The sequence below is a fragment of the Cellvibrio sp. PSBB006 genome, from assembly GCF_002162135.1.
In the GTDB taxonomy this organism is placed as follows: Bacteria; Pseudomonadota; Gammaproteobacteria; order Pseudomonadales; family Cellvibrionaceae; genus Cellvibrio.
This window is the reverse complement of sequence record NZ_CP021382.1, coordinates 1733313-1759129: the sequence shown is the minus strand read 5'-3', so window position 1 is coordinate 1759129 and position 25817 is coordinate 1733313. Positions and strand designations below refer to the sequence as shown.

Genomic DNA, 25817 nt, shown 5'->3' with positions numbered 1-25817 from the left:
AATCAGTGTTGTTCCAGCGCTTGGCCACAGCGGCGATTGGCCGGTACAGCGACATCCATCATCTTCGGGTTGGGCAACTTCAGGTTGTTCATCAACTGCACGTAGGCGGGCAGGTCCCTGACTTGCAAACGCGGGTTATGGGCTTTTTCTTCGCCGATAGTGCTGAGCATCCAGCCTTTGTAATCGTGGGCAGGATACACAAGGGTGTCTTCGGGTAACTGCAACAGCCTGTCGAACAGGCTGTGATATTGATCAGCGGCATTGCCATTCTGAAAGTCGGTGCGCCCGGTGCCGCGAATCAGCAAGGTATCGCCCGTAAATGCGTAGGTTTGGTCCTGGTGCTTCAGCACAAAGCTGTAGGAGTCATCGGTGTGGCCGGGGGTGAACAGCGCTGTTAATGTAAGAGTGCCGATGTGAATCTCATCGCCATCCCGCAGGGGGTGCGAAACACAGACGGAGTTGGCGTTTTCACCCAGCAAGGTTGTGCAACCGGTGGCGTCGCGCAGGTCGCCAGCGCCGGTAATGTGGTCGGCATGCGTGTGAGTATCCAGTGCATAAGCTAAGGTCAAATCCAGCTCTTCCAACAATTGCAGATACTTGGGGACTTCCTCCTTAACTGTGTCGATCAAAGCGGCCTCGCGGGTTTGTTCGCAGCCGATGAGATAGGTATAGGTGCTGGATTCACGTTCAAATAATTGGCGAAAAATCATAGTAGCCTCGTTAACGTAGGTCAGATTAGCCGTCAGGCGTAATCCGACATAGATCAGGAGCAGCGAGATGTCGGATTACGTCTCTGACTAATCCGACCTACGGGTGTTTACAGCAGGGTTTTGCTGATCAAGGTGATCAACGCAATCACCAGCAGGCTCACGGCAAAGATCTTTTGCAACAGCGCGTTGGCGATCTTGTGGCTGATGGCCTGGCCGAGCATCATGCCCAGCACGCCGCCAATAGCGACCAAACCCAATAATGACCAGTCGTTTTGATTGGCCATTAACAAATGGCTCGCAAACCCGGAAGCACTCACGGCGGCGATGATCACCAGAGAGGTGCTGACCGCCTGCATCATGCTGATCGGGCTCAATACCAACAGCAGTGGCACAATCAAAAAGCCGCCCCCCACGCCAAACAGCCCTGACAACAAGCCCACCAATACACCGCCGACCAACAAGCCGCTGACACAGCGGGGGCGAAGTTCAAACTGGCCGGTGTGGCTCAGGTTGCACAGCAGGTCGGGCTGGGGCGTGTTGGCAAAATTCCCGGCTCGCACGACACGGGCGGCGTCCGGATCGCGTGTTGCACCGCGCCACATGCGCACCGCAATCACCATGGCTAACAGGCTGAAACTGGTCAGTAAAATCATCTCTGGAATCTGTAGGCCCAGCCATTTTCCAAAGGGGGCGGTGACCGCACCGACCAGCGCTAAAATTGCACCTGGTAACCAGAGGATCGATTGATTACTCTGGTTCTTGAGGCTATTGCGCACACTGCCATATAAGGTGCTCGCGGCAACGGAACCCAGTGAAATCCCAGCGGCTTCGGTGATTGGCATCCCGGTCAATAGCACCAACAACGGTACGGCAAATACTGAACCCCCCGCGCCTGTAAGCCCCAATACCAAACCAATCAAGAGTCCTATCAGCAGTACCATTGTTACCTTCCAGCGGGTTGATGTTCTTGTGGTGGATCAATTCCTGCCGAATAACCTAGGCGGCTTTGTTCCAGGGTGCCTTGGCGATTAGCATGCCCATCGGGCAAATATCCGTCAGACCAGCGAATGTAAGCCCGGCGCCCACCAGACCTGCCAGGGCATAAAAGCCGGGTGCATACCAGGTACCGAGAACCACGCCGGTCAGCGCCAGCAAGCCCGCCACTATGCGCACCTGGCGTTCCAGCGAGATGACTTTGCGGCCGCTTTTGGCAATCTCGATATTGGATTGTTTAACTGCATTCATGCCGCCTTCAATAATGCAAAGCTCCATATCCACTTTGCCATGAAGTTGATCTGCCGCCATTTCAGCGCGTTTGCCGCCTTGGCAGAGCAGGTAAACGCAAGAGTCGCTTTTGCCGCTTTTTTCGATTTCGGCTTGCAGGCGTTCCGGCGTCAGTTCGTGCAAGGGAATATGTAAGCAGCCAGGTAAACCTGCCGCTTGCACTTCCGCTGCGGTGCGGACATCCAGAATGCACAGGTCGGCGCTCTTGTCGGACAGTAAATCAACCGGGTGAATACGTTTGTGGTTCATAGTGCGTCTCCAGAGCTGTAAAAAAGCGTTATTCGCTTGGGCAATAAATTGACTGTAAAACAGCGATGATCCTCATCGCTTCATTACCACTTAGTTGATAAAACACGGTTTGTGCTTCCTTGCGGGTCGTTACCAGCCCCGCTTCGCGCAAACTCGCCAGATGTTGCGACAGGGCAGACTGGCTTAATGGAATCTTTTCATTGAGTTCGCCTACTGACATCTCACCGCTGATCAGCGTGCACATGATCATCAGGCGATTCTCATTAGCCAGCGCCTTAAGCAAGGCAGCCGCTTTTTGCGCGTGCTCCCGCATGTCGCTTAGGCCTGCCACATCAAGCATGGGTGCGTTCATGGATAGTCCTCAGGATTGTTTAGGTTAATTATATTAGCAGAAATTAATTTAGCAACTTCTAATTTAGTGGTCTATGATGTAAATACAGCAGGGGCATCAGACAGTGCGCATGCTTCTCCTGATCCGCAACGTCCTATTAACGAGGTGATTTATGGCCAACGTGGTCTTTATCGGCGCAGGTTTGGGGGGTATGGCCGGGGCTTATGAAATGCGCGATGCCCTGGGTGCAGCACATCAGGTGACGGTCATTAATGAGCGGGAGAATTTTCAATTCGTTCCGTCCAACCCCTGGCGAGCGGTGGGTTGGCGAGAATCGGAACAAATCAGTTTCCCGATTCGTCCCTATCTGGAAAAGAAAGGCATTGCATTTATCGCCAAGCGGGTTGACGAGATAGATCCGGTGAATCAGCGGATCATACTCAATGACGGCGAGCAGGTGGATTACGATTATCTGGTGGTCGCGACCGGACCTCGCCTGGCATTTGAAGAAATCCCGGGGGCTGGTCCGCACGGGTTTACCCAATCGGTTTGTACCCTCGACCACGCCGAAAAAGCCCACGAGGACTTTAAAAAATTATTGGAAAATCCCGGCCCAGTGGTGATTGGTGCAATGCCAGGTGCCAGTTGTTTTGGTCCGGCGTATGAATACGCTTTTATTCTGGATACGGCGTTGCGTCGCGCCAATATTCGCCATCGTGTACCCATCACGTTTGTGACCAGCGAGCCCTATATCGGCCATCTGGGGCTTGGTGGTGTGGGCGACTCCAAAGGCATGATGGAATCCGAATTGCGCAAGCGTCATATCAACTGGATCACCAACGCGAAAACCAAACGCGTGGAAGCCGGCAAACTCTTTGTCGATGAAGTGGACGCGCACGGCCAGCCCCTTACCGAGCACGAGCTGGCTTTTGTGCACTGCATGATGCTGCCCGCATTCAAAGGTGTGGATGCCGTTGCCAAGGTCGAGGGGTTATGCAACCCGCGCGGTTTTGTGCTGATTGATAAACACCAGCGCAGCACCCGCTATGCCAATATTTTTTCTGCTGGCGTGTGTGTCGCTATTCCACCCATTGAGCAAACGCCGGTCCCCACGGGGGCACCGAAAACCGGTTATATGATCGAGTCGATGATGACCGCGCTGGTCCATAACATTCGCGACGAATTAGCCGGAAAACCGGCGGATGCAGAAGGCAGTTGGAGTGCATTTTGTTTAGCGGATATGGGCGATACCGGCGCCGCGTTTATTGCCGTTCCGCAACTGCCGCCGCGCAATATCATGTGGTACAAACAGGGCAAGTGGGCGCATTTCGCCAAGATTGCGTTCGAGAAATATTTTATCGCCAAGATGAAATCCGGCGTCTCCGAACCCTTCTATGAAAAATGGATGCTTGATGCGATTGGCCTGCGGCGGCTGGATAAAAAAATGCATCACTTTTAATGTCTGGTAGTTAAAACAAAGACTACTGACGCACTCTGTCAAAGGTCGCACTTATTCTGGATACGGCAGCACAGATTAACCTGAGCTGCTTTCCACAATCAGGAGCATTGCCATGACAGAGAGCTCACCGTCTTCCCATCGAGTTTATCGCCTGGATAAATTCATCGTGCCGATCGGCGTTCGCGAAGAATTCCTCGCCAAAGTCAAAAGCGCCCACCAACTGTTGCGCAACCAACCCGGTTTTATTCAGGATTTCCTGCTCGAACAACCCTTGCCTGATGAAACCGTCCAGATAGCGACGCTGGTGGAATGGCAGGATCAGCAATCCATCGACAATGCTCGTAACGCGGTGATGGCGGCGCACAAATCCAGTGGTTTTAACGCGCAGGCGTTTACGGAACGGCTCGGCATCAAGGTGGAGATGGGTAGTTATCAACCCATTGCCATGTAAGTGATGGATAAAACGGTGATCAACTAACACGACCAAACCAAGCGAGGGAATTATGAGCAACGACAACCCCAGCATCATTTCTCACCTTTCTATAGGCACTAACGATTTTGCCCGCGCCAAGGCGTTTTACGATGCCGTGTTACCCAGTCTGGGTATCGGCATCGTTATGGAGCACCCGGACGCCGTGGCCTACGGCAAACAATACCCGGAGTTCTGGGTGCAGGTGCCGATCAACGGCAAACCCGCCAGCGTCGGCAATGGTTTTCACATTGGCTTCTTCGCCAATAATAAAGAAGAAGTGAACGCCTTCTACGATGCTGCCATTGCAGCCGGCGCCACCTGCGATGGCCCGCCCGGACCTCGCCCGCTGTATGGTGATCCTTATTACGGCTGCTACGTTCGCGATCCGGAAGGTCACAAGATCGAGGCGGCGTATTGGGATCAGGAATTGAGTATGCAGTTGTACGGCCACTGATTATCGGCTTTCGCTAACGGGATAACAGAGTCGCTGACAGGAGCCTCGTTATCCCGCATTCATAGCGTATAATGCCCGCCTTTTTCCCGTTCCAGTCCATGAACAAAACCCATGAGCAAAAAAGGCGCACCATGACCGTTCGTACCCGTATTGCCCCATCCCCCACCGGCGACCCGCACGTCGGCACCGCTTACATTGCGCTCTTTAACCTGTGCTTCGCGCGTCAACACGGCGGCCAGTTTTTGCTGCGCATTGAAGATACCGACCAAACCCGCAGCACGCCAGAATCTGAACAAGCCATCCTGGACAGCCTGCGCTGGCTCGGTCTGGATTGGGATGAAGGCCCGGACGTCGGTGGCCCCCACGGTCCCTACCGCCAAAGCGAACGCATGGGCATGTATCGCCAATACGCCGAAGAACTGGTTGTCAAAGGCCACGCTTTCTATTGCTTCGCCACCGCCGAAGAGCTGGACGAAATGCGCCGCGAACAACAAGCGCGCGGTGAAACCCCTAAATACGACGGCCGTGGTTTGCTGCTGTCCGACGAAGAAGTGCAACGCCGCCTGGCCGCAGGCGAGCCCTACGTGATCCGCATGAAAATCCCGGAAGAGGGCGTCTGCGTTATCGACGACGTGCTGCGCGGCAAGATCGAGATCGAATGGTCGCAAGTGGACATGCAAGTACTGCTCAAAGGCGACGGCATGCCCACCTACCACCTGGCCAACGTGGTCGACGACCACCTGATGGAAATTACCCACGTCATTCGCGGCGAAGAGTGGATCAACTCCGCGCCCAAGCACCTGAAGTTGTACGAATACTTCGGCTGGCAAGCGCCGGTACTGTGCCACTTGCCGTTGCTGCGCAACCCGGATAAATCCAAGCTCAGCAAGCGCAAAAACCCCACCAGCATCCTGTACTACAAGCGCATGGGCTACCTGCCCGAAGCCATGCTCAACTACCTCGGCCGTATGGGCTGGTCCATGCCCGACGAGCGCGAAAAATTCACCCTTGCCGAAATGCAGGAACACTTCGACATCAACCGCGTCTCCCTCGGCGGCCCGATCTTCGACGTGGAAAAGCTCAGCTGGCTCAACAGCCTGTGGATTCGCGAAAACTTCACCATCGAACAGCTCGCCGCACGTCTGCATCAATGGGCTTTTAATAAAGACATGCTGCTACAGGCCTTGCCCCACGCCCAACCGCGCATGAACACCCTGAGCGACTTCGCCCCACTGGCCAGCTTCCTGGTATCCGGCATGCTGAATGTGGCCGAAGCCGACTTCGCCGCCAACAAGCTGCCAGTCGACAAACAAAAAGAACTGCTGCAATTCGCCCTCTGGCGCATGGAAGCCCTGCGCACCTGGGAGCGGGACGAGATCTTCAATGAACTCAAACTGCTGGCCGAACAAATGGGCATCAAACTCAAGGACGCCCTGGCGCCGATCTTCGTCGCCATCGCCGGCACCACCGCCTCCTTCTCGGTCATGGACTCCATGGTCATCATAGGCCCCGACATGAGCCGCGCCCGCCTGCGCCACGCCGTTAATGCCTTGGGTGGCTTCGGCAAAAACAAGCAAAAAGACCTGGAAAAGGTCTATAGCGCCTTGGGCCAAGCCACCGAAGAAGCCGCGCCGGACGCTTGACAGTCGAAAGTCTGGTGATACAATGCGCCCCGCTTCAGGACGAAGCCAACGCAATACCTTGGGGCTTTAGCTCAGCTGGGAGAGCGCAACACTGGCAGTGTTGAGGTCAGCGGTTCGATCCCGCTAAGCTCCACCAAATAAATGAAAACCCCCACCTATGCAAGATAGGTGGGGGTTTTTTTGTTTTTGGATTGTTTCAGATATTTCGACATCTTCTGAGGGTTTTGCCAATCATTTAGTTTGCTGTTACTACGTCCCAGTTACCACGATTGGCAGTGGTTATCATGAAGATATAAGGAAATTTTATATGTCATCGATATCTTTGATAAAGGAGAAGTTTTTAATGCATCAAAATAATGTTAATTCGGTGCATAAGCTTAAATATAGTGATAGCCAACAGAATTTAGGATTTATTGATGCGTTGCGTGGGGTTGCCATTTTAATGGTAATTATTACCCATGTAAGTCCTGCGACACCCAATGTGAGTGGATTGGTTTCGAGCCTTTGTAGTTATGGGCGTATGGGAGTCCAGCTTTTTTTTGTGCTATCCGCATTCACGCTATGTTTAACTTATGCTGGTCGTATGGGTGAGCCCAATGCCGTAAGTAAATTTTACATTCGTAGATATTTTCGCATAGTGCCTATGTACTATCTCGGCATTCTTTTTTACTCGATCTTGGTCTTTTTTGATCGAGGTTTTGAAAATTTCGAGTATGCAAAAGTTGTTTGGCATTTCTTGTTGTTACATGGGCTAAATATGGAGGCTTTTAATGATGTTGTTCCTGGAGGTTGGTCTATTGGTGTTGAGTTTCTTTTCTATTTGATTTTCCCTTTTATATTTAATCTTATTCATGGCTCTTGGCGTGCTATATCCGTTACATTGGTCGTGTCTATTTTTTTGTCATTAGTCTTATATTCCTATCTTGTATTTTTTACAGAAACAGTTGTCCATGCGTATAGTCTTGGCTACTGGAATTTTGTAAATCAGGCGCCTGTGTTTATTGTTGGTTTTTTATTGCACTATAATTTTTTCTACAAAAAGAAAGAGCACGGCACTGTTTTTCTATGTTTAATATTTTTTTGCGCAACTATTGTATCGTTATTGCTATATTTTTTTAAACCGTTGTTTGATACAGTTTTTATACCTGTTTCATCCGCTGTATCTTTTTATGGTCTGGCATGCCTTTTTTCTCGTTATAGTTTTTTGGCTCATCGTGTTCTTCGAGAGGTGGGAAAGGTTTCGTTTTCAATGTATCTTATCCATTTTTTTATTATAGATATTTTTGTTGGCATGGAGTTTAGTTTTTTTGTGCCGGATGCTCAGTTGTTTTTTAATTATTTTGTAGTCACGTTAGTTACTTATTTTATTGCTCGAATGACATATACTCATGTTGAAGTTGTTGGTATTGCAATGGCCAAAAAAATAGTTAGTCGCGCTTAAGGTGCTAAGAGTTAATTGCGGTAGATTAATTTTCGTCATTAACCGATGTGGTCGCTTATAGTTTTTCTGTGTTGTCACCTATAGCGCAAAGATGCGCTGCGCGTTTCACCAAGAGTGCGGTCGTTGTTCATCGAGAGCTGACGCGATGCAGCTGGCTGCATCATTCGTCATTGCAGAGCTACACCGGCTGCCTTTTCATTTCATCCCGAACGTTAGATGGGTAAGTGACGTGTATGTGACTGAGAAATTCGTGTAACAAAGCTTCTTTTATTTCGTCGACAGTTTCCTTTGAGTCAAAGTGTTCCGGATTAAACCCACCGAACCTAATCCCAATTTCCACTAAATGAGATTTGTTGATAGGGAATCTGATAAAAGGATCGAGCTGGCCAATACTGGGATGCCCGGTCCAGCCGCAACACCAATGCGCACCATCCTTTTCAAAGAACGTTAATTCGACTGGAGTTTTGGGGTACTGCCACATCTCTTCTTCGATGATCGGGAGTTCGTTGAGTTTTAACTCCAGAATCTCCTCTTCAATAAGTTCTCCATAGTGTTGTTGTAAACGATCGAGTATCCACTCAGAAAATGATGCTTTGTTGAGGAAGTTATAGGTTTTATTCAATTCACCTTCACAGTGCGTTACCGCCATGCTTAACAGGATATGACCAGCATCGATAGGTGAATTGGCGAAGCGATACGTCCAGGAGTTTTCAATTAGCATCAAATAGTGATAACTCACCTGCCTTCCCTGTTCATAGAGCTTGTGGTCGAGGATATCGAGGTCGCTTGCTGCCAGCCTCGGGGTATAGTCACCATCGTGCTGCGGCAAGCGCAACACGAGTTCGACTCCGTCGAGGCTATAAACGATTAATGGGGAGTTCTGATAATCCGGGCTAAGAATCTGGTTGCTCATTTAGAAGACCCCTTGGGCTTGTTTCAGCATATCGGCAAAGGTTGTTTGGCCAGCTTTAAGCATATTATTTGCCCCGGCCATGGCTGAGCCACCGCGCGAGTGGTCCGCAATCATCTTCTTGGTATTTTTTTCTCGTTGGTCAAAACCGTGCTTGCCCTTTTCAACGGCGATGCTGGATGCAAGGCGATGCAATTGACTGGAAATGGCTACTGCTGAAGCTCGCTTGCCATTGTAAGAAATAAGATCGCTTTCAGTAACAAACTGAGCCTTCTTTTGTTTGAGTTGCTTGATAGTGGAGACAACATCCCCAGTTGGATTAACGAACCGAAACTTTTGCTGGGTGAGCTCGCCGGAGATTTTTTCCAAAGCTTTGGCCAACAGATTCGTACCTTCACCCTCAATGTACCAGTTGAGCGTAGAGGTGCGATTTTTCTGATTTTTCATCAGCACCTCGGCAAGGGCCATCGCGGCGGAGTTCGCGTTAGTTGCCTTGCGGGCGGTGTTTCTCCAACTCCCAAGTTCATTAACGACATGTGCCGGGTTGTAGAATAGAGCGACCGAAGTGGAAGCACTTACTTCCAGCGCATTTACGCCTGCCCGGATGAAGGAGGGCGAAACTCCGTTGATTACGGCTTTTGGACTTGAAATTATCGGTCCCTTAGCTTCTCTGACATCCGCAGTTGAACCCGACTTCAGTGCGTTATAAAGCCCAGCCTTCCTCCCATCCCCCACATAAGCCGCCCGTACATCCGTTATATAAACCGTCACCGGGCTCCCCGTATCCAGCTGCAAAATCTTGTAGCAAATCTGCACGTTCTTCACGCGGTCCATATGCTCAAAGGCATTGTTGATATTTTGCATGCTGCTGGCTTGGCCGGCGGTGGCGCGCAGGCTCTGGATGTGGTGGATGACGGCTTGGCCGTCGTGGGTTTTGGGGTCGACCAAGGCGATAAAATGGGGCAGTAAGCTGGCGTTGATCTTGATGGGGCGGCCGGTTGCGCCTTTGGTCATGCCGGAGAAGAAGACAAACTTTTTTGCATCGTTGGCGGTTAAGACGGTGGAGCGTTTATGAACAAGAGAAGCGGGTTGGCTCATGGGGCAAGTCCTTATGAATGTGATGGAGTCAGGCGCGGAGATTATCACAGGCTGTCGGAACCGGGTGTGAAGGAGGCATATTTTTGGCGACAAAAAGGTGCTCCAAAACGGTGGTGCACTTTATCCACATTCATCGTGAATGCCAGAACCCGCTACACTTTCTAATATCTCGCAACCCTAAAATACAATTAAAAATCAAAAACATACCTAAAGGTTCACTTATGCAGCAAAACTGCTCCGGGTCATTTTTCATACTTCCGTCAAAGTGAGTCGACGCTTTTTCCTACCTTGGTAATGATCTTGCTGCGTGTCATGAACTTCATTTGTGGTTTGTTCGGTCAGGGGGTTCTGCACCACAACAATTTTAAGCATTGAAAAAATGCAATTGTCCGGAGGAGGGCAGTGTATGTTTAGAAAGTCGACCTTGTCGGTAGCTGTACTTACCGCTATGGCATCCATGGCCAATCTCCAGGCCCAGGCTCAGACCACTGAGCCCGCGGAAGCGAATTTATTGGAAGAGGTCATCGTGACCGGTATTGCGGGCAGTTTGAGCCGCAGTGTGGATAAAAAGCGTAATTCAGAGTTGGTGTCAGACAGCATCTCCGCCGAGGATTTCGGTAAATTTCCGGACAATAACGTGGCGGATTCGCTCCAGCGCGTGCCCGGCGTGGCGATTGATCGCGCGGGGGGGAAGGGCGCTTTGTCAGTATTCGCGGCCTCGGGCCGGATTTCAGTGCGGTGCTGATCAACGGGCGGACACCCGCGAGTGAGAACGAGGAGCGGGCGTTCAGCTTTGACACTATCGCGTCTGAATTGGTGCGCACGGTGGATGTGTTCAAGACCTCCAATGCCGGTCTGAAAGAGGGCGGGCTCGGCGGTACCATCAACATCGTCACCGCGCGTCCGTTCGATTTCGATGGCTTCCATTTTGCGGGCAGCCTTAAAGGTATGTACGAAGAGAACAGCGGCGATACCAGCCCGCAGGGTTCGTTTATCGTCAGCAATACCTTTAACGATGACATGTTTGGCGTGCTGGCGTCGGTGACCTATCAGGAACGCTCCACGGATAAATACACCGTCACCAACGAGCATATCTCCAAAACCACAGAAGAGCCTTTTCTGACCTTTACCAATCCATCACAAGGTTGGGCGGGCGGTTACGCCTATTCCGGTGATGGTCTGGAGGAGGACACGTATCGTATCCAGAATTTGTATCGTGGCGTGACCAATGAAACCCGCGAGCGCATCGGCGGCAATCTGGTTTTTCAAATGCGTCCTACTGATGATCTGGTGCTGACGGCGGATGTCATCCACTCCAAATACGATACCTCCACCTCGCAGTATTGGACCGGCTCCTACCTTTGGGCGCCGACGCTGTCGCCACTCAATCAAGTGGATGAACACGGCTTCTATAATGTGATCAACCATGGCTATGACGAGGGCTATAACATCTCCGGTTACGCCCACGCGTTGACGACGACTGAGCGGCCCACCGAATCCACTGTTGGCGGCTTTAATGCCGAGTGGAATATTACCGATGAGTGGCGACTGGTGGCGGATGTGTCGGTGTCCGAAGCGGTGCTCGACAATCGCGGTCTGGATCGCATGTACATCCTGGAGTTTTTGGATCGCCCGGGTTATCTGCTTACCTCCAACGGCGGCATTCCGACCATTGAATACGCTGACCCGGCAGCGGTTGTGCCGGAGATGGGCAGCGCGAATATGCAGGATTTGCGCGCGCGGCTTACATCAAACGATGGCATTTATAACAAAGCCAAAAACCACGAATTCAAATTGGATGTCGAGTGGAAACCGCTGGAAGATTCTTATTTGAGCGCGGTGAGGTTCGGTGCAAATAATACTGTTGCAGAAAAAGCGACAGAGTATTGGGCAACACCGGATTTGATCCGTCGCATGTACCACGGCCTCGCGACGCAACAGGAGATTGATTACAACAACATTGTGACAGGCGTGTTAAGTTCGGGCGACGTGTTCGGCGGCCTGGATGGCGATGTTTATATGATTGATCCCGTCGCTTACCGCAATTGGATGGCCGAAAATATTGATGGAAGAACGCGCGCGGATACACCGGCGGGTATCGCATCCAAAGAAGCCTTTATTGCCAACGGCAGCAGTTGGGATGCGGTGAAATCCAATGACTCTTATGTTATTGAGGAGGACGTTACCTCATTTTATCTTGAAGCGGCTTCTGACTTTGCCGTGATGGATATGCCGTTGTATGTATCGGGCGGCGTGCGTTACACCTCGACAGAATTAACCTCAACGGGCACATCACAAGTTCTTGTTGGGCTGGAACGCGAAACCTCGGAGCCTGATCAACCACCATCACCGTGGTTGGTGCAACAGTTTGCCGATGAAGCCGGCACGCCTATTGCGATGGATAATGAGTACGATAATTGGTTACCGTCGTTGAATGCGCGCTTGGAAGTGACGGATGAGTTTTATATTCGTGCAGCAGCCAGCGAAACCTTGACACGTCCCACCTTGACTGCGCTGGCTCCTTATACTTCGTACGGCACAACTACCATTTCTACACGTACTGCACGCGGTAATAACCCGAACCTGAAGCCATTTGTTTCGCGCAATTATGATCTGTCATTCGAATATTATTATGGCGATTCCAATTTGGTTTCGGTGGCATTTTATCGCAAAGAGATTGAAGACTTTATCGTGACCATGAGTTTGCCTGAGGTCTTTGAAGGTATTGAGGTAGAAGATCCCGAATGGCAAACCTTTATGGTGACGCGTCCGCAAAACGGTGAATCTGCGACCATCGAAGGTACTGAGCTCAACTGGGCGCATGTCTTTGATAATGGTTTCGGTGTGGCTGCCAACTACACCTTTGTTAATAGTAGCGCTTCGCTCAGTGCTGCCGGCGCGACAGAAACCTTTGCCTTACCCGGTATCAGCGACACAGGAAATGCCACGCTGTTTTATGACAAAGACGGTTTGCAGTTGCGTGTAGCCTACAACTACCGAACGCCGTTCCTGGGCCGTGTGTTCAACGGTCCCAGTAATGAGCCAGTTCACTACGATGAATACGGTGCGGTTGATGTCAGTGCCAGCTATGCGCTGCTGAACGGTATTACCTTCTTTGTTGAAGGCAGCAACGTGACCGGCGAAACCGTGAGCAGGTACGGGCGTTATGAAAACCAGTTTGTCGGTTTTGAAGATACCGGTGCGCTTTATACCTTCGGCGTTCGTGCCAAATTTTAAACCCAGTCCCTCAAAAGCTTGCCCGACTTCGGTCGGGCTTTTTTTCAGCATTTGTATCGTTTCATGATGTTGGTTCGGTCAGATTTATAAATTTAATCCAATAAGAGAATTGGCTATGAAAAATAAACTCTCGTCATGGTTGTTCAATGTAAAAATTCTGCTCTGTATTCTGATATTAAGTGGCAGCGCGGCAGCACAAACGCCTTCTGCTTATGCCGGTGGTGATTGCACCAGCATTAATGGTATGTACGTCGCTGTGGGCTACGGTACAACCGGTATTCTGGGTAACACCGCCAAAGAAAATGCGCTGTTGAACTTCGCGCGCAACAACGGTGTTAACTATCTGATCATGTACAACCTGGAAGGCATGGATGTGACATCCACGCGTGCGAGTCAGTTGGCGTCCTTGATTTCCCGCGCGCGCGCGGACTACGGCATTCATCAGATTGGCGCAGCTTTGGGCGCTGCGGAATCAGCGGACATGGTGGTTTCCTACAACAATGCCCACACCGCAAATGAACGTATAGATGTATTGAATCTGGAGTATGAATTCTGGAACCAAGCCAATCGCGCAACCGCGTTTAATAATGCCATTAGTATCCTCAACTATTTCAATTCACTTGGTGCCACGCACAATCTGGAGAGTGAAATTTATATCGGATGGATTACGGAGGCAGAAGGGATTGCTTTGGGTAATACGGCGGATCGGGTACTGGTGCACTTTTATCGGCAAACCGATGTCGGCATTATTGATTACGGTATTGAACGGCTTCAGTATCTGGCGGGTGCAAGCCGTAAAGTGCGTATCGCGCCGATATTTTCCAACGAAGGCCCGGCTAATACGGGTGACCCTACGTCTTATTTTATGGGGCCCTGGTTGGAAACCCATCCTAACGATCAAGTCTACAAAACCTGGATTAATGGCTATAACGCACTGTCGGCGACCTGGAAAAATAATCTGGAAGTGATGGGGCCAACCTGGTTTTTGTACAACCATTTTGCCGATATTAATGTGGGCAAACCCAATCACATTACCGCGAATCCCGTTAACCAACAGGCATGCACTGGTGCTTCAGTGACGCTGTCCGTGGCAAGCTCGGCAGCGACAAAAAGCTATTGCTGGATGAAGGACGGCGTATGCCTTGGTGATAACGCCTACGTTGCCGGCTCGAAAACGGCGACATTAACCCTGAACAATGTTCGCGCTCAGGATTACGGCAATTACGCCGCGCGCGTGATCAGTTACGATGCCGGTAATCCCACCAGTTTTACCTCTTCCGTTGCAACGGTTTCTCCCGCTGCAAATTGTGGTGGTACGACTACGCCGAATCTCGCGCTGAACAAAACGGTTACAGCATCATCTTTCATTGCAGCGGGCTACGAGCCGTATCGCATTGTCGACGGCAACACGACTTCATCCCGTTGGGCCAGTGCATATTCCGGTAATCAATGGATTCGGGTCGACCTTGGGGCCAATTACAACATCAATCGGGTGAAGCTGACGTGGGAAGCGGCCTACGCGACTGCATACCAGATTCAGATATCCACCAATGGCAATAACTGGACAACGCTGCGTTCTGTCACCGGTAATAATGCATTGATCAATGACCAGACCGGTTTGACTGGTACGGGTCGTTATGTTCGTATCTACGGTACGCAAAAAGCCTTGCCGCAATGGGGGTTTTCCTTGTTTGAGCTGGAAGTATACGGCAACTAATTTTTTGACATTTTTATTCCGGTGTGTAATCGGTATAGATGAGGTTCTGCATGGTTAGGGTTTTTCTGCTGGCAATAATGCTGGTCATGAGCGCGAGTCACAGTTGGGCGGTAAGTCTGACGTCGAACGCGCTGTCGGATTTTGCTAAAGGCGCGACGCTGGAATTTTCAGTCATCAGTAATTTTGATAAAGAAGGTGAATTCCTGGCGGGAATTCATATTCACAATGAATCCGCTACGGCGCTGCCAGCAGGAAAATCAAACTGGAAGGTATATATCCACTCCGTGCGCAGGATACTCGCCACGGATAATAAAGATTTCACCATTACGCGCATTCAGGGCGACCTTCATGAAGTCGCCCCCACTGATGCATTCAAGGGATTGAAAATCGGCGAATCATTGTTGATTAAATATCGGGCGAGGGCGCACATCAGCAGTTACAGTGATTTTATGCCGCGCGCCTTTATTGCATTGGCGGATGGCAGCTACGCGGTGTTTGCTAATACGGATACGGAAGACCTGACGGCGTTCGTCAAACCTTTTGTTCGTCCTGAACAATATTTGCGTTTTAATAAACCGAAGGATCAGTATGGTGTGGTAACGGCCACCAGTCGTTATCAAGCGAACCTGGCTATTAACAATCAGGATGCGCCGAGTGCCACACGCCGAATTATCCCGACACCCCAGACGATCAAATACAGCAGCGGCGAAACATTGATTGACAGCACCTGGTCCATCGTTGAAAAAGGCGGCTTGCGATTTGAGGTTGAGTATTTACAAGCGCGTCTTGCGGACGCGGGTATTAAGGTGAACGTCTCACCGACAGTTAAAAAAGAACGGCAGATAGAGCTGAACCTGGGTGCATCGTCTGACGTTGAAGGCGCTTACGAATTAAATATCACCGGATCGCGCATTGCGATATCCGCCCGTGACAGTCGCGGTATTTTTTACGGCATACAAAGTCTGATGAGCCTGTTTCCGGCAGAGCAAAAAGCGCAGCACGCCTTGCCAGCGGTGCGGGTTTTTGATGAGCCGCGTTATGGGTGGCGCGGGATGCATTACGACGTTGCGCGCAATTTTCACGGCAAGGATGCTGTCTTGACCTTGATTGAGCAGATGGGCCGTTACAAACTCAACAAGCTGCATCTTCACCTGACGGACGATGAGGGATGGCGCATTGAAATTCCCGGATTGCCAGAGCTGACCGAGATCGGTGCACACCGTTGTTTTGATCTGGCGGAGGAAAAATGTTTATTGCCCCAGCTTGGTAATGGACCTGATGCGACAGCGGCCGGTAATGGGTTTTTAACGGTAGTGGACTTTGTCGAGATTATAAAATTTGCTGCCCAGCGTCATATTGAAATCATTCCCGAAATTGACATGCCGGGTCACGCCCGCGCCGCTGTGAAAGCGATTGAAGCGCGTTACAAAAAGCTGAATCGCACGGGTGATGTCGATGCAGCGAAGCAATATTTGTTGTCCGACCCGGATGATAAATCGCAATACTTAACGGTACAGTCCTATTCGGACAATGCCATCAATGTATGCTTGCCTTCTACTTACCATTTTGCCGAAAAAGTTATCTATGAATTGCAACAGATGTACCGCACTGCCGGGCAGAAATTAGCCATCTTCCATATGGGTGGCGATGAAGTCGGTGTCGGTTCCTGGACACAATCGCGTGCGTGCCAGGCGATGTTTGATAGTAACGATAGTGACGTGATGGGTGTTGCAGATCTCAAGCCCTATTTCGTGCGCAAATTGTCGCAGATAACCAGCAAACGCGGCCTTGAACTTGCCGGCTGGGAAGATGGTTTGATGTATGATCCCAACAATGTCTTTGTGAGGGATCGTTTGGAGAATCGTCAGGTTATCGCTAACGCCTGGGATAATATCTGGGAATCCGGGTTGTCCGACCGCGCTTATCGATTGGCCAATGCCGGTTACGGTGTGGTCATTTCTTCAGCGACACATTTGTATTTTGATCATCCTCACGAAGCGCACGCGAGTGAGCGAGGTTATCATTGGGCCACACGCTATTCGGACTTATCCAAAGTCTTTGGATTTATGCCCGACAATCTGTACGCGAACGCCGATAAAACCTTTACCGGTGCTGACATTGAAAATCTGAATGCATTGGTTGGTCGGGTGCATGTTCCGTTGAAAAAGCCGGAAAATATTCTCGGCATGCAAGGGCAGCTCTGGTCGGAGACGGTGCGCACGAAAGCGCAATTTCAGGAAATGATTTTTCCGCGACTCCTGGTGATGGCTGAACGTGCATGGTACAAAGCGTCCTGGGAGGCTGACAAACCCGAAAGTGCGGCTCGCCGGGATGAGTGGCGGCAATTCGTTCACACGCTGGTTGAAAAAGAATTACCGAAGTTGGCTCACGCGGGCGTTGATTTCTATCTGCCTCCTCCCGGTGTGGTCCGCGAAAAAGGTTTGCTTCTCGCGAATACGAGCCTACCGGGATTAGCGATTGAATATAGCCTCGATGGTGGTAAACAGTGGAGAACGTATCCGCAAAACCTTGAGTTGGAGCAGGGTGTGACTACCATTCTGGTGAGAAGTCGGTTGGGCGATCAAACCAGCCGTGTGACACAGGTGGAATAACAGACAGAGGTTGTTTTGATGTCGAGTGCAAGCGGCTTTTCAGCCATTGACGATGCGCGTAATGCCATAGTGACGGGACATTATCAACAGGCTTATCTCCTGTTGACAGAGTTCCTTGCTACACATCCAGACAACCTCGATGCGTATTTTTTGCTAAGCCGTATTGCCTACGACCACAAAAATTTTCATAAAGAAGTGGAATGTCTGGTGGTGGCACATCGGTTGAATCCGCGCAACCCCACCATTGCAACCTACCTCGCCCGCGCCCTGGTTTTGTCCGGCGATACGGTTGAAGCACTGCGAGTATTATCGCTCGCCGAGCAACTTGAAGGGCACACCATCGAAACCTGTGACATGATGGCGGTTACCTATAATCGCCTGAATCGTTACGCAGAAGCGTCCTCCTATTTTGCGAAAGTGATTGCACTGGGCGGTATCCAACCGGGCACCTATTTCAATCTGGCATCGACACTGAAGTTTTGTGGTGATTTTGATGGTGCACGGAACGCCTATGAAAAAGCGATTGAACTAAAGCCTGATTACATTAAGGCCCACGCTGCGCTCACCAGCCTTGGCGGCATTACTGAAAATCAAAATCATATTGAACGGTTAAGTGAACTGCTTGGGTCCACACATAATGTCGATGACGCGCTCTGTGTGGCTCATGCGTTATCCAAAGAGCACGAAGCGCTAAAAAGTTTCGATGCAGCCTATATGGCACTCCATGCTGCGAAGCAAAAGAAAATAGTCTGCGATGATTATGATTTTTATGCGTATGAGCCACTGTTTAACAGGTTGCACGATGACCTGGCATCGGGTTGGGCAAATCACTGCGCTGGCTATGAGGAGGGAGGACACATCTTTGTGGTAGGAATGCCCAGAACGGGTACCACGTTGATAGAGAGAATTTTGTCGAGCCATAGCCGTGTCGCCACTGGTGGTGAGCTATACAATTTTTCCACGGCGGTTAAAAAGCACATCGGATCAAATAGCATCGACCTTATCGATCCGCTCTTTTTCAACCAGCTGTCGGGCGATAGCTGGTATGAGATCGGTAAACATTATTGCGAGAGCACCAGGTACCTGAAGGCCGACAAAGAATTCCTCGTTGATAAGTTACCGCTGAATGCACTCTACGCCGGTATGATCGCGCGCGCTTTACCCCATGCCAAAATTGTGATTCTTGACCGTCATCCGCTCGATACGATTATGAGCAACTATCGACAATTGTTCAGTTTTCACGATACAACCTTTGCTTACACGCTGAGCCTGCTGGAAACGGCAAAGTTTTACGTTCATTTCCGGCGTTTTATGGATGAGTGTCTGACATTGCTGCCGGATACTTGTTATTCAGTAAACTATGAAGCACTGGTTGCTGATCCGTCGGCGGAAGTTCGCAAGTTGCTGGATTTTTGTGGACTTGAATGGCAGGAAAGTTGTGTCGACATAGAACAGAATCGCAACCCCGTTGCCACTGCGAGTGCCGTGCAGGTGCGCCAACCGATCTCTGCAAAGTCTGTCGGACAATGGCGCCATTATGCGTCGCAACTGCAGCCGGTCATTGCCCTGTTACGTGAAGCGGGAATTGCGTGTTAGTCCTTGCCTGATAATTGTTTTTGCAGCGCTTCGCGGCGGAATTCCGTCGGGGATGTGCCGGTAAAACGCTTGAAAAACCGCTGAAAAGATGACTTGCTGTTAAATCCTGACTCCATCAGTATCTCCATGATCGTCATGTCGATAAATTTCTCATCGCTCAGGTATTGCTTGGATTCTTCAATGCGATAAGAGTTGATAAACTCAAAAAAGTTAGTGCCAAACGCCTTGTTGATCGCAAAGGAAACGTCGCGGTAGGGCACACCGATCTTCTCTGAAAACTGCTCAACGTTGATACTTTGATTCAGATAAAGCTTCTGGACATTGATACCATCCATGATCTTGCGAATTGTTGAATCCAAAGGTTTGGTGTCTACGGGTGCATCCGGTTCACTGGTGTCTTCGGCGTCTTCCCTGGTGGTGGTGAGATATTGCGCGTGAGAGACACTGTAATAAAACAGCGCAATCAGCAGCACAAAATTGAGGTAATTATCGGTAACGCCAAGCGGGAGTCGGTAGAGATACGCCAGCACGCTGAGCGTCAGCGACCAGACGCTGGCAAACACAAATCCCAAGGTCAGGTAATACAGCCACCACAGCGCCGTTTCATTCAATTCGGAATGCTGTTGCTTGAGCATCTTATGGTAGTTGCGCACGGTCAAGGTCGCGGCAATAAAATACATTAACGGGATGATCTTCAGTGAGTACCACAAGCCATCAATAACATGATACAGCAGGCGATCCATGCCGAAGGTATCGAGCTTGAATCGATCAATGTCGATATCAAACACCGCAATAATCACCATAGCGATAATCATAGGTAGCAGGTGTATCAGGTAGGCTTGCTTCAGGCGAAAGTTTTCCTCAGTAATGCTACGCACGTAGAGCATCAGTAACGGCGCTCTCAGCAGCAGGGACGCGCAATAGAAGTAGGGCACCAGCACAGAAATGGTCGGGTTTCTGGGTATATATTCATTCCAGATCAAGAGGACGCCGATATCTGAAAAGGTCAGGCACAGGAAAAAGGTGGCGAGCAGTATTCTTGTTGACTTGCCGCGCGCAGGAAGAATCGGCTGGAATAACGCCAGGATTAAACTTAATCCGATGGTGAGGATGAGAATGACATCATTGATGTTGAAGATGGGATCAACCATTACTCGTAGCCTATCGTATAGCGTCGGAAAGGATTTGAACATTATCGGGTGAGGTATTTGTATTTATATCTGCTTCCATCAAGAATAGCAAAATAATCGCGCCACTTTTCTGCATTTGTGTGCGGATTTTTTAACGAAGTTTCAATGTGGTTGTTTTGGTGCAATGGATAAAAAAGCCCGCGATCTATCGCGGGCTTTTTTTCAGGTGGTTAATTTAAAATGCGGGTAATTCGTCTAACGTAATGACACGCTCGTGGTTGTACACATGCCGTTTGTGTGCGTTGGTGTTGTAATACTCACCGGTCCAGAAGTTGCTGGAACTGGTAACACCTTCAGCGGTATCTGTGTCATTCCAAACCATGAAATATAACCACCAGGCGCCTTCCGCAGCCATCAGGTCCGGGTCGGGGATGTTGTTGTTTTCGCTCAGCGCAACCATCTTGACTTCGTGTGGGTAGGCTTTGGCCTGGTTATAGGTGCCTATTTGCGATTCATAATTTTGACTGCCGTCATAAATATCAAAGCTGACGATATCAACAACGTCATCACCCGGATACCAGGCGGCGCTTTGACCATTCCACACCCAAATAAGATTATTTAAACCGTAGTGATTGGTTAAACGATCATAGAGGTATTGCCACAATGCAACTTGCGCATAAGCAGCGGGCACCTCGTCAGTGCGATCATTGCGGCCCCACCAGAACCAACCGCCCGAAGCTTCGTGCAAGGGTCGCCACAATACCGTTACGCCAGTGGCTTGCAATCGCAATAACTCGGCCGCAATCATATCGACGTCGGCTTCGATATTGGCAAAACTGGTGCTGGACGTATCCAGCTCGCCGTTCAGCATAGGAATCGTGAAGCTGGTATCTTCCGTGTAGAACTCTCCAATAATGCCTTCGGCTGCACCGGGATCGCGCCAGTGCCAGGTGAAAGTAACCAGTCCGCCACGATTCCAATGTGCGATGGCTTCTTCTGTCTGGGTTAAGCCTGAGATGCCGTTCCAATACAAACCGTAGTTCATAAAGTCATAACCCATGATCGCTGGCGCGCGATCGGTATCATTGATCACACGTTGATACTGATCAATATTGTCTTGCCACGTAAGATCCATTTGGCCCGACAGCATGTATTCGCCCCAAATGGATTGCAGGTAGCCGTAAACATCTCGTGTTGTGCCATCGGCATTTGGATTAACTGGCGTGCTGCGCATGGGCGCTTGAGTGGCACTTCCCATACCGGGGCACATGCTGTGCGATAAACAAATTTGTCCGGCTTCGTTGCCCCAACTACCGGTATCAGAATCACACAAGGTAATTTGATCCGCACCGATTAAACAATACGGAAAGTCACCGGGACCTGCATCTGCCGCAGAGCCGTACACGATACAGGAATAACTGTTTTCCCAGCCCCAGCCATCGCCATCCGGATCGGAATCGGCGGAGCGACAATAGGGCCAGCCGTTACTTACCGCATTCGGAATCATCTCCGGCTCACTGGAATTGCTTGAACTGTTAGAGCTAGAAGAAGACGAGCTGGCCACACTGGATAGCGAGCTGGAGCTGCTTGAAACCGGCACGCTTGAACTGGATGAAACGCTGCTCGACATCATTGACGACGAACTGCTGACAACCGATGAACTGGAAGACTGATTATTACCACCACCGCTGACGGTGAGGTTGCTCAACGTGGGTAAATAATTACCGCCGTGGGTGTTGGCACAAAACCCGAAACCGGCGTTTCCGCCAACACCAATATGGCTGTTGTAACTCATGCTGGTAACAATGTTGTTAGCGAGATTGCCGTTCCACAAATTGTTGATCGTGGCGTTATTCGGATTAACCACTACTTGCCAGGTAGTGGTAGCAGCATCGCCCTGATTGTTGATAGAAACGGACGCACAATATCCGCTGCCCCAATCACTTTGAATGGTTAAACTGGCGGTAGCTGTGCCGTTACTCGATGTGACCGTGTTGGCTTGCGCGGTACCGCCAAACAATAGAAGTGCTGACGTCATTGCAAAGACTGCAATGGCGTTTCGTTGTGAAAAAATCATGTTGCTCTCCAGTAAGAAAAGAATTTGTGTAGCGCTTTGTTGGAGTTATATGAGCACGACAAATACCCGGTTGAATTGCTATGGGCAGTGCTTCTTTTTATATTATTGTTTTTTTAAAGTGACTGTGTGCGGTAATGAAGAGGGTATATCTTGCCACACCTGCAAAACAGGAAGGTCTTATAAATCACAAAAACGAAAATTTGGCGTCTTGATAAACGTTTGGCCGGCGTGAAAATATTTGATGCTGATAACGACGGCTTAAGAAATCGTCGTTTGTTTTCTTAATTGTTCTACTTCTTCCATTAAGTCGACCATCATAGCCGCCAGCTCCGGCACGGCATCAAAATCCCGCTCCAATAGACTAATTCGGCGTGCGCGTCTCAAGTCATAACTGGTGAAGCGATACGTCTCAACATAACGTGAGCCGTCACCGAGTATACCCGTTTCAATATGTTCTATGACCCACTGAGGCTCAACGCAACACGCACGTGCCAACTCTTCGCAAGTCAATGCAACGTCGTCGAGTAGTGTACCTTGTAATGTGTCGGATTTAGTCATCATCAGACTCCCGTATTTCTGCGTGGGTTGAAGTTAAGTTCCTTCGCCATGGTTTCGTATAACTTACGGGATTTATCGTTATCAGCTGGTGGTAAAACCACAGCCAATTCCATATATAAATCGCCCGGTTCGTCCGCTGGAATACCGCGACCTTTTAGACGTAATTTGCGTCCGGCCTGTGAGTTTGCAGGAATGGTTAATTTGACGGAACCGGATGGTGTGGGTGCTTCAATCACAGCCCCCAAAGCAGCCTCCCACGGCGTAACGGGTAATCTGGCGTATACATCCCGTCCATCGATGCGGTAACGCGTATCAGGCTTGAAATGAATCTCCAGATACAGATCGCCAGCACCTCCGCCACCCACGCCCGGATTGCCTTTGCCGCTCAGGCGGATGTGTTGACCTTCTTTTACGCCTTTGGGGATACGCACATTCAGGGTGTGTTCTGTTAGCGACATCCGCCCCTGATCGTCGAGCTGATGAGTTTGCAGCGTGAGGGCTTTGGTTGCGCCCTGATAGGTATCAGCGAGATCAATCTGGATCTTGGCATGCCGGTCCTCGCCGCGCTGTTGAAAACCACCTGCGCGCCGACCCTGGCCGAACAGATTGGCAAAAAAATCGCTGAAATCTGCTGTGTCTGCACCGCTAAAGCCGCGCCCGCTATATTCGTAGCCTGCATCCCAATTATCTCGATCCCAATTAGGTGGAGGATGGAACTCCTGTCCGGGTCGATAACCTTGGCCTATTTGATCATAAGCGGCGCGTTTTTCAGGATCGCTTAATACATCGCGAGCTTCATTAACGTCCCGCATCTGTTTTTCTGCATCCGTTTCTTTGCTCACGTCCGGATGATATTTACGCGCGAGTTTACGGTAGGCTTTTTTGATATCCTCTGCCGTGGCCGTTTTGGGCACGCCGAGTATTTGGTAATAGTCTTTGAATTCCACTGAACGGCTCCTGCAATGATCAAAAGCGGCTTGAGGTATCATGCGGCGGTGAGCGTAAAATTGGCTTTCGTTGCGCTCTAGTCTAGCGTGATTTTATTGAGCAGATTTGCGCCGGATCAAAAAAGTTCCTGATTCCTGGCCGATAATGTCAACTTGTGTTGGTTAACGAATAGATGTCAGCGCGCCATCCTGTAGGATAGCTGGGCATCGATAACAAAAGGAGAATCACTTGAGTGAATCAACCATGAAGATCAGCCCACTGGCTGGCCATATTGCACCGTCGGACATTCTGATCAATGTAGCCAAACTGGTCACAGCATATTACAGCGAAATTCCCGATGTATCTGTTCCCGGTCAGAATGTGGCCTTTGGTACCTCTGGCCATCGGGGCTCATCGTTTGATAAAACATTTAATGAATATCATGTGTTGGCAATTACCCAAGCCATTTGTTTATATCGAAAAGAGCAGGGTATTGACGGTCCGCTTTTTATGGGAATCGACAGTCACGCATTGTCCGAACCGGCATTTGTGAGCGCGCTGGAAGTATTGGCGGCTAACGAGGTGGAGGTGATGATATCTGCCGGTGGTGAATATGTGCCGACGCCGGCCATCTCTCAAGCCATCCTGGTTTACAACCAGGGCCGCACCACGGGTCTGGCCGATGGTATTGTTATCACGCCATCGCACAATCCACCGAATGGTGGCGGTTTTAAATATAACCCGACTAATGGCGGCCCTGCGGATACTGCTGTTACCGGTTGGATAGAAAAACAAGCTAACATTTTTTTGCAGCAGGACTTACAAGGTGTCAAGCGCATACCCTTTGAGCGCGCGTTGCGTGCACCCACTACGCATACCTACGATTTTTTAAATAACTATGTTAATGATATGGGCAATGTCATTGATATGGAGGCTATTCGCAGCGCCGGTGTGCGCATGGGGGTTGACCCGCTCGGTGGCGCGGGCGTGAATTATTGGGGCGCGATTGCAGAACGTTATCGCCTCGACCTTACTGTCCTGAATAAAACGGTCGATGCAACATTTCGTTTCATGACAGTAGATTGGGATGGAAAAATTCGCATGGACCCATCATCACCTTATGCGATGAATGGATTGATCGGATTAAAAGATCGTTTTGATATTGCGTTTGCCTGCGACACGGATCATGACCGCCACGGTATCGTGACAAGCAGTGTGGGTTTAATGCCACCTAATCATTATTTGTCTGTAGCGATTGATTATTTATTCCAACATCGCCCTGAGTGGAGTAAAGACGCTGCTGTAGGTAAAACCTTGGTGAGCAGCCAGATGATTGATCGCGTGAGCGCTGGCATTGGTCGCAAAGTGTTGGAGGTGCCCGTGGGTTTTAAGTGGTTTGCGCAGGGCTTGCAGGATGGTTCGCTCGGCTTTGGTGGTGAAGAAAGCGCAGGTGCTTCATTCTTGCGCCGCGATGGCCGCGTGTGGACAACGGATAAAGATGGTCTGGCGCCAGCATTGTTGTCGGCTGAAATTATTGCTCGCACCGGCCGTGATCCCGGCGAGTGTTATCGAAAACTAACACAAAAATACGGCGAGCCGGTTGCAGACCGTATCCAGGCTGTTGCGAATGCGGAGCAAAAAGCCAAATTATCCAAACTTTCTCCGGAGCAAGTCACGTCGACAGCTTTGGCCGGTGAAAAGATCACTGCTGTATTGACCACGGCGCCGGGCAATAATGCCTCTATCGGGGGATTAAAAGTGGTTACTGAAAACGGCTGGTTTGCGGCGCGACCTTCGGGCACTGAAGATATCTATAAAATTTATGGCGAAAGTTTTAAAGGCGAAACGCATCTGCGAGATATCTTAAACGAAGCACAAACAATTGTTGATGCGGCATTAATTTAATGTTTGA

At 50.1% G+C, this 25817-nt stretch carries 19 protein-coding genes, 1 tRNA gene and 1 pseudogene; 11 read left to right on the top strand and 10 right to left on the bottom strand.

The window, feature by feature from the left end; all coding sequences use genetic code 11:
- Window positions 1–2 precede the first annotated feature (2 nt).
- From CBR65_RS07305 to CBR65_RS07290, 4 genes are all read right to left on the bottom strand, one after another.
- Window positions 3–710: an MBL fold metallo-hydrolase gene (locus CBR65_RS07305; protein ID WP_087466248.1), complete on the bottom strand. Its 708-nt coding sequence runs from the start codon at window positions 708–710 to the stop codon at window positions 3–5.
- Between the two features lie 107 nt (window positions 711–817).
- Window positions 818–1651 (bottom strand): sulfite exporter TauE/SafE family protein, encoded by an 834-nt coding sequence (locus tag CBR65_RS07300; protein ID WP_087466247.1) that lies wholly within the window; start codon window positions 1649–1651, stop codon window positions 818–820.
- 55 nt (window positions 1652–1706) lie between these two features.
- Window positions 1707–2243, bottom strand: a complete 537-nt coding sequence (locus CBR65_RS07295) for a rhodanese-like domain-containing protein (RefSeq protein ID WP_087466246.1) — start codon at window positions 2241–2243, stop codon at window positions 1707–1709.
- 28 nt (window positions 2244–2271) lie between these two features.
- On the bottom strand, window positions 2272–2595 hold the full coding sequence (locus CBR65_RS07290) for a metalloregulator ArsR/SmtB family transcription factor (RefSeq protein ID WP_087466245.1): 324 nt from the start codon (window positions 2593–2595) through the stop codon (window positions 2272–2274).
- Between the two features lie 151 nt (window positions 2596–2746).
- Between CBR65_RS07290 and CBR65_RS07285 the strand changes: the two genes are divergently transcribed.
- The 6 genes from CBR65_RS07285 to CBR65_RS07260 all read left to right on the top strand — a co-directional run bounded on the left by CBR65_RS07285 (window position 2747) and on the right by CBR65_RS07260 (window position 8043).
- Window positions 2747–4033: an NAD(P)/FAD-dependent oxidoreductase gene (locus tag CBR65_RS07285; RefSeq protein ID WP_087466244.1), complete on the top strand. Its 1287-nt coding sequence runs from the start codon at window positions 2747–2749 to the stop codon at window positions 4031–4033.
- 112 nt (window positions 4034–4145) lie between these two features.
- The gene (locus CBR65_RS07280; protein WP_087466243.1) at window positions 4146–4484 is read left to right on the top strand and encodes an antibiotic biosynthesis monooxygenase family protein; all 339 of its coding nucleotides are present in this window, start codon (window positions 4146–4148) and stop codon (window positions 4482–4484) included.
- A 52-nt stretch (window positions 4485–4536) separates the two neighbouring features.
- Window positions 4537–4959: a VOC family protein gene (locus CBR65_RS07275; protein ID WP_087466242.1), complete on the top strand. Its 423-nt coding sequence runs from the start codon at window positions 4537–4539 to the stop codon at window positions 4957–4959.
- Window positions 4960–5090: 131 nt separating this feature from the next.
- Complete coding sequence (gltX, locus tag CBR65_RS07270; protein ID WP_087468965.1) at window positions 5091–6602, top strand: glutamate--tRNA ligase; 1512 nt, start codon at window positions 5091–5093, stop codon at window positions 6600–6602.
- Window positions 6603–6662: 60 nt separating this feature from the next.
- Window positions 6663–6738: transfer RNA gene (locus CBR65_RS07265), tRNA-Ala, on the top strand.
- 171 nt (window positions 6739–6909) lie between these two features.
- Window positions 6910–8043 carry an acyltransferase gene (locus tag CBR65_RS07260; protein ID WP_157672007.1) on the top strand — a complete coding sequence of 378 codons (1134 nt, stop codon included), beginning with the start codon at window positions 6910–6912 and terminating at the stop codon, window positions 8041–8043.
- Between the two features lie 178 nt (window positions 8044–8221).
- On the opposite strand, the gene CBR65_RS07255 is transcribed toward CBR65_RS07260, so the two are convergent.
- Together CBR65_RS07255 and CBR65_RS07250 are read right to left on the bottom strand one after the other, a co-directional pair.
- Window positions 8222–8956, bottom strand: a complete 735-nt coding sequence (locus CBR65_RS07255; RefSeq protein ID WP_087466240.1) for a hypothetical protein — start codon at window positions 8954–8956, stop codon at window positions 8222–8224.
- Window positions 8957–10051, bottom strand: coding sequence for a hypothetical protein (locus CBR65_RS07250; RefSeq protein WP_087466239.1), 1095 nt, complete (start codon window positions 10049–10051; stop codon window positions 8957–8959).
- Window positions 10052–10430: 379 nt separating this feature from the next.
- On the opposite strand from CBR65_RS07250, the pseudogene CBR65_RS07240 reads away from it, so the two are divergent.
- The 4 genes and pseudogenes from CBR65_RS07240 to CBR65_RS07225 all read left to right on the top strand — a co-directional run bounded on the left by CBR65_RS07240 (window position 10431) and on the right by CBR65_RS07225 (window position 19213).
- Window positions 10431–13288: pseudogene (locus CBR65_RS07240) on the top strand (TonB-dependent receptor).
- Between the two features lie 115 nt (window positions 13289–13403).
- Window positions 13404–15005, top strand: coding sequence for a discoidin domain-containing protein (locus tag CBR65_RS07235; RefSeq protein ID WP_087466236.1), 1602 nt, complete (start codon window positions 13404–13406; stop codon window positions 15003–15005).
- A 50-nt stretch (window positions 15006–15055) separates the two neighbouring features.
- On the top strand, window positions 15056–17617 hold the full coding sequence (locus CBR65_RS07230) for a family 20 glycosylhydrolase (RefSeq protein ID WP_198300901.1): 2562 nt from the start codon (window positions 15056–15058) through the stop codon (window positions 17615–17617).
- Window positions 17618–17635: 18 nt separating this feature from the next.
- The gene (locus CBR65_RS07225; protein ID WP_087466235.1) at window positions 17636–19213 is read left to right on the top strand and encodes a tetratricopeptide repeat-containing sulfotransferase family protein; all 1578 of its coding nucleotides are present in this window, start codon (window positions 17636–17638) and stop codon (window positions 19211–19213) included.
- Here the strand turns inward: CBR65_RS07225 and CBR65_RS07220 are convergent.
- The 4 genes from CBR65_RS07220 to CBR65_RS07205 all read right to left on the bottom strand — a co-directional run bounded on the left by CBR65_RS07220 (window position 19210) and on the right by CBR65_RS07205 (window position 23925).
- Window positions 19210–20364: an AraC family transcriptional regulator gene (locus CBR65_RS07220; RefSeq protein ID WP_157672005.1), complete on the bottom strand. Its 1155-nt coding sequence runs from the start codon at window positions 20362–20364 to the stop codon at window positions 19210–19212. The genes CBR65_RS07225 and CBR65_RS07220 overlap by 4 nt on opposite strands.
- Window positions 20365–20578: 214 nt before the next feature.
- On the bottom strand, window positions 20579–22420 hold the full coding sequence (locus CBR65_RS07215) for a glycosyl hydrolase (RefSeq protein ID WP_087466233.1): 1842 nt from the start codon (window positions 22418–22420) through the stop codon (window positions 20579–20581).
- Between the two features lie 258 nt (window positions 22421–22678).
- Window positions 22679–22981, bottom strand: a complete 303-nt coding sequence (locus tag CBR65_RS07210) for a chaperone modulator CbpM (protein WP_198300900.1) — start codon at window positions 22979–22981, stop codon at window positions 22679–22681.
- Window positions 22981–23925, bottom strand: coding sequence for a DnaJ C-terminal domain-containing protein (locus tag CBR65_RS07205; RefSeq protein ID WP_087466231.1), 945 nt, complete (start codon window positions 23923–23925; stop codon window positions 22981–22983). Before CBR65_RS07205 ends, CBR65_RS07210 begins: the two co-directional genes overlap by 1 nt.
- Before the next feature lie 229 nt (window positions 23926–24154).
- Here CBR65_RS07205 and pgm point away from each other — a divergent pair, with 229 nt between their 5' ends.
- A complete protein-coding gene (gene pgm / locus CBR65_RS07200) occupies window positions 24155–25810 on the top strand; it encodes a phosphoglucomutase (alpha-D-glucose-1,6-bisphosphate-dependent) (RefSeq protein WP_232461379.1) in 1656 nt (551 codons plus the stop codon).
- The last annotated feature ends 7 nt before the right edge of the window (window positions 25811–25817 follow it).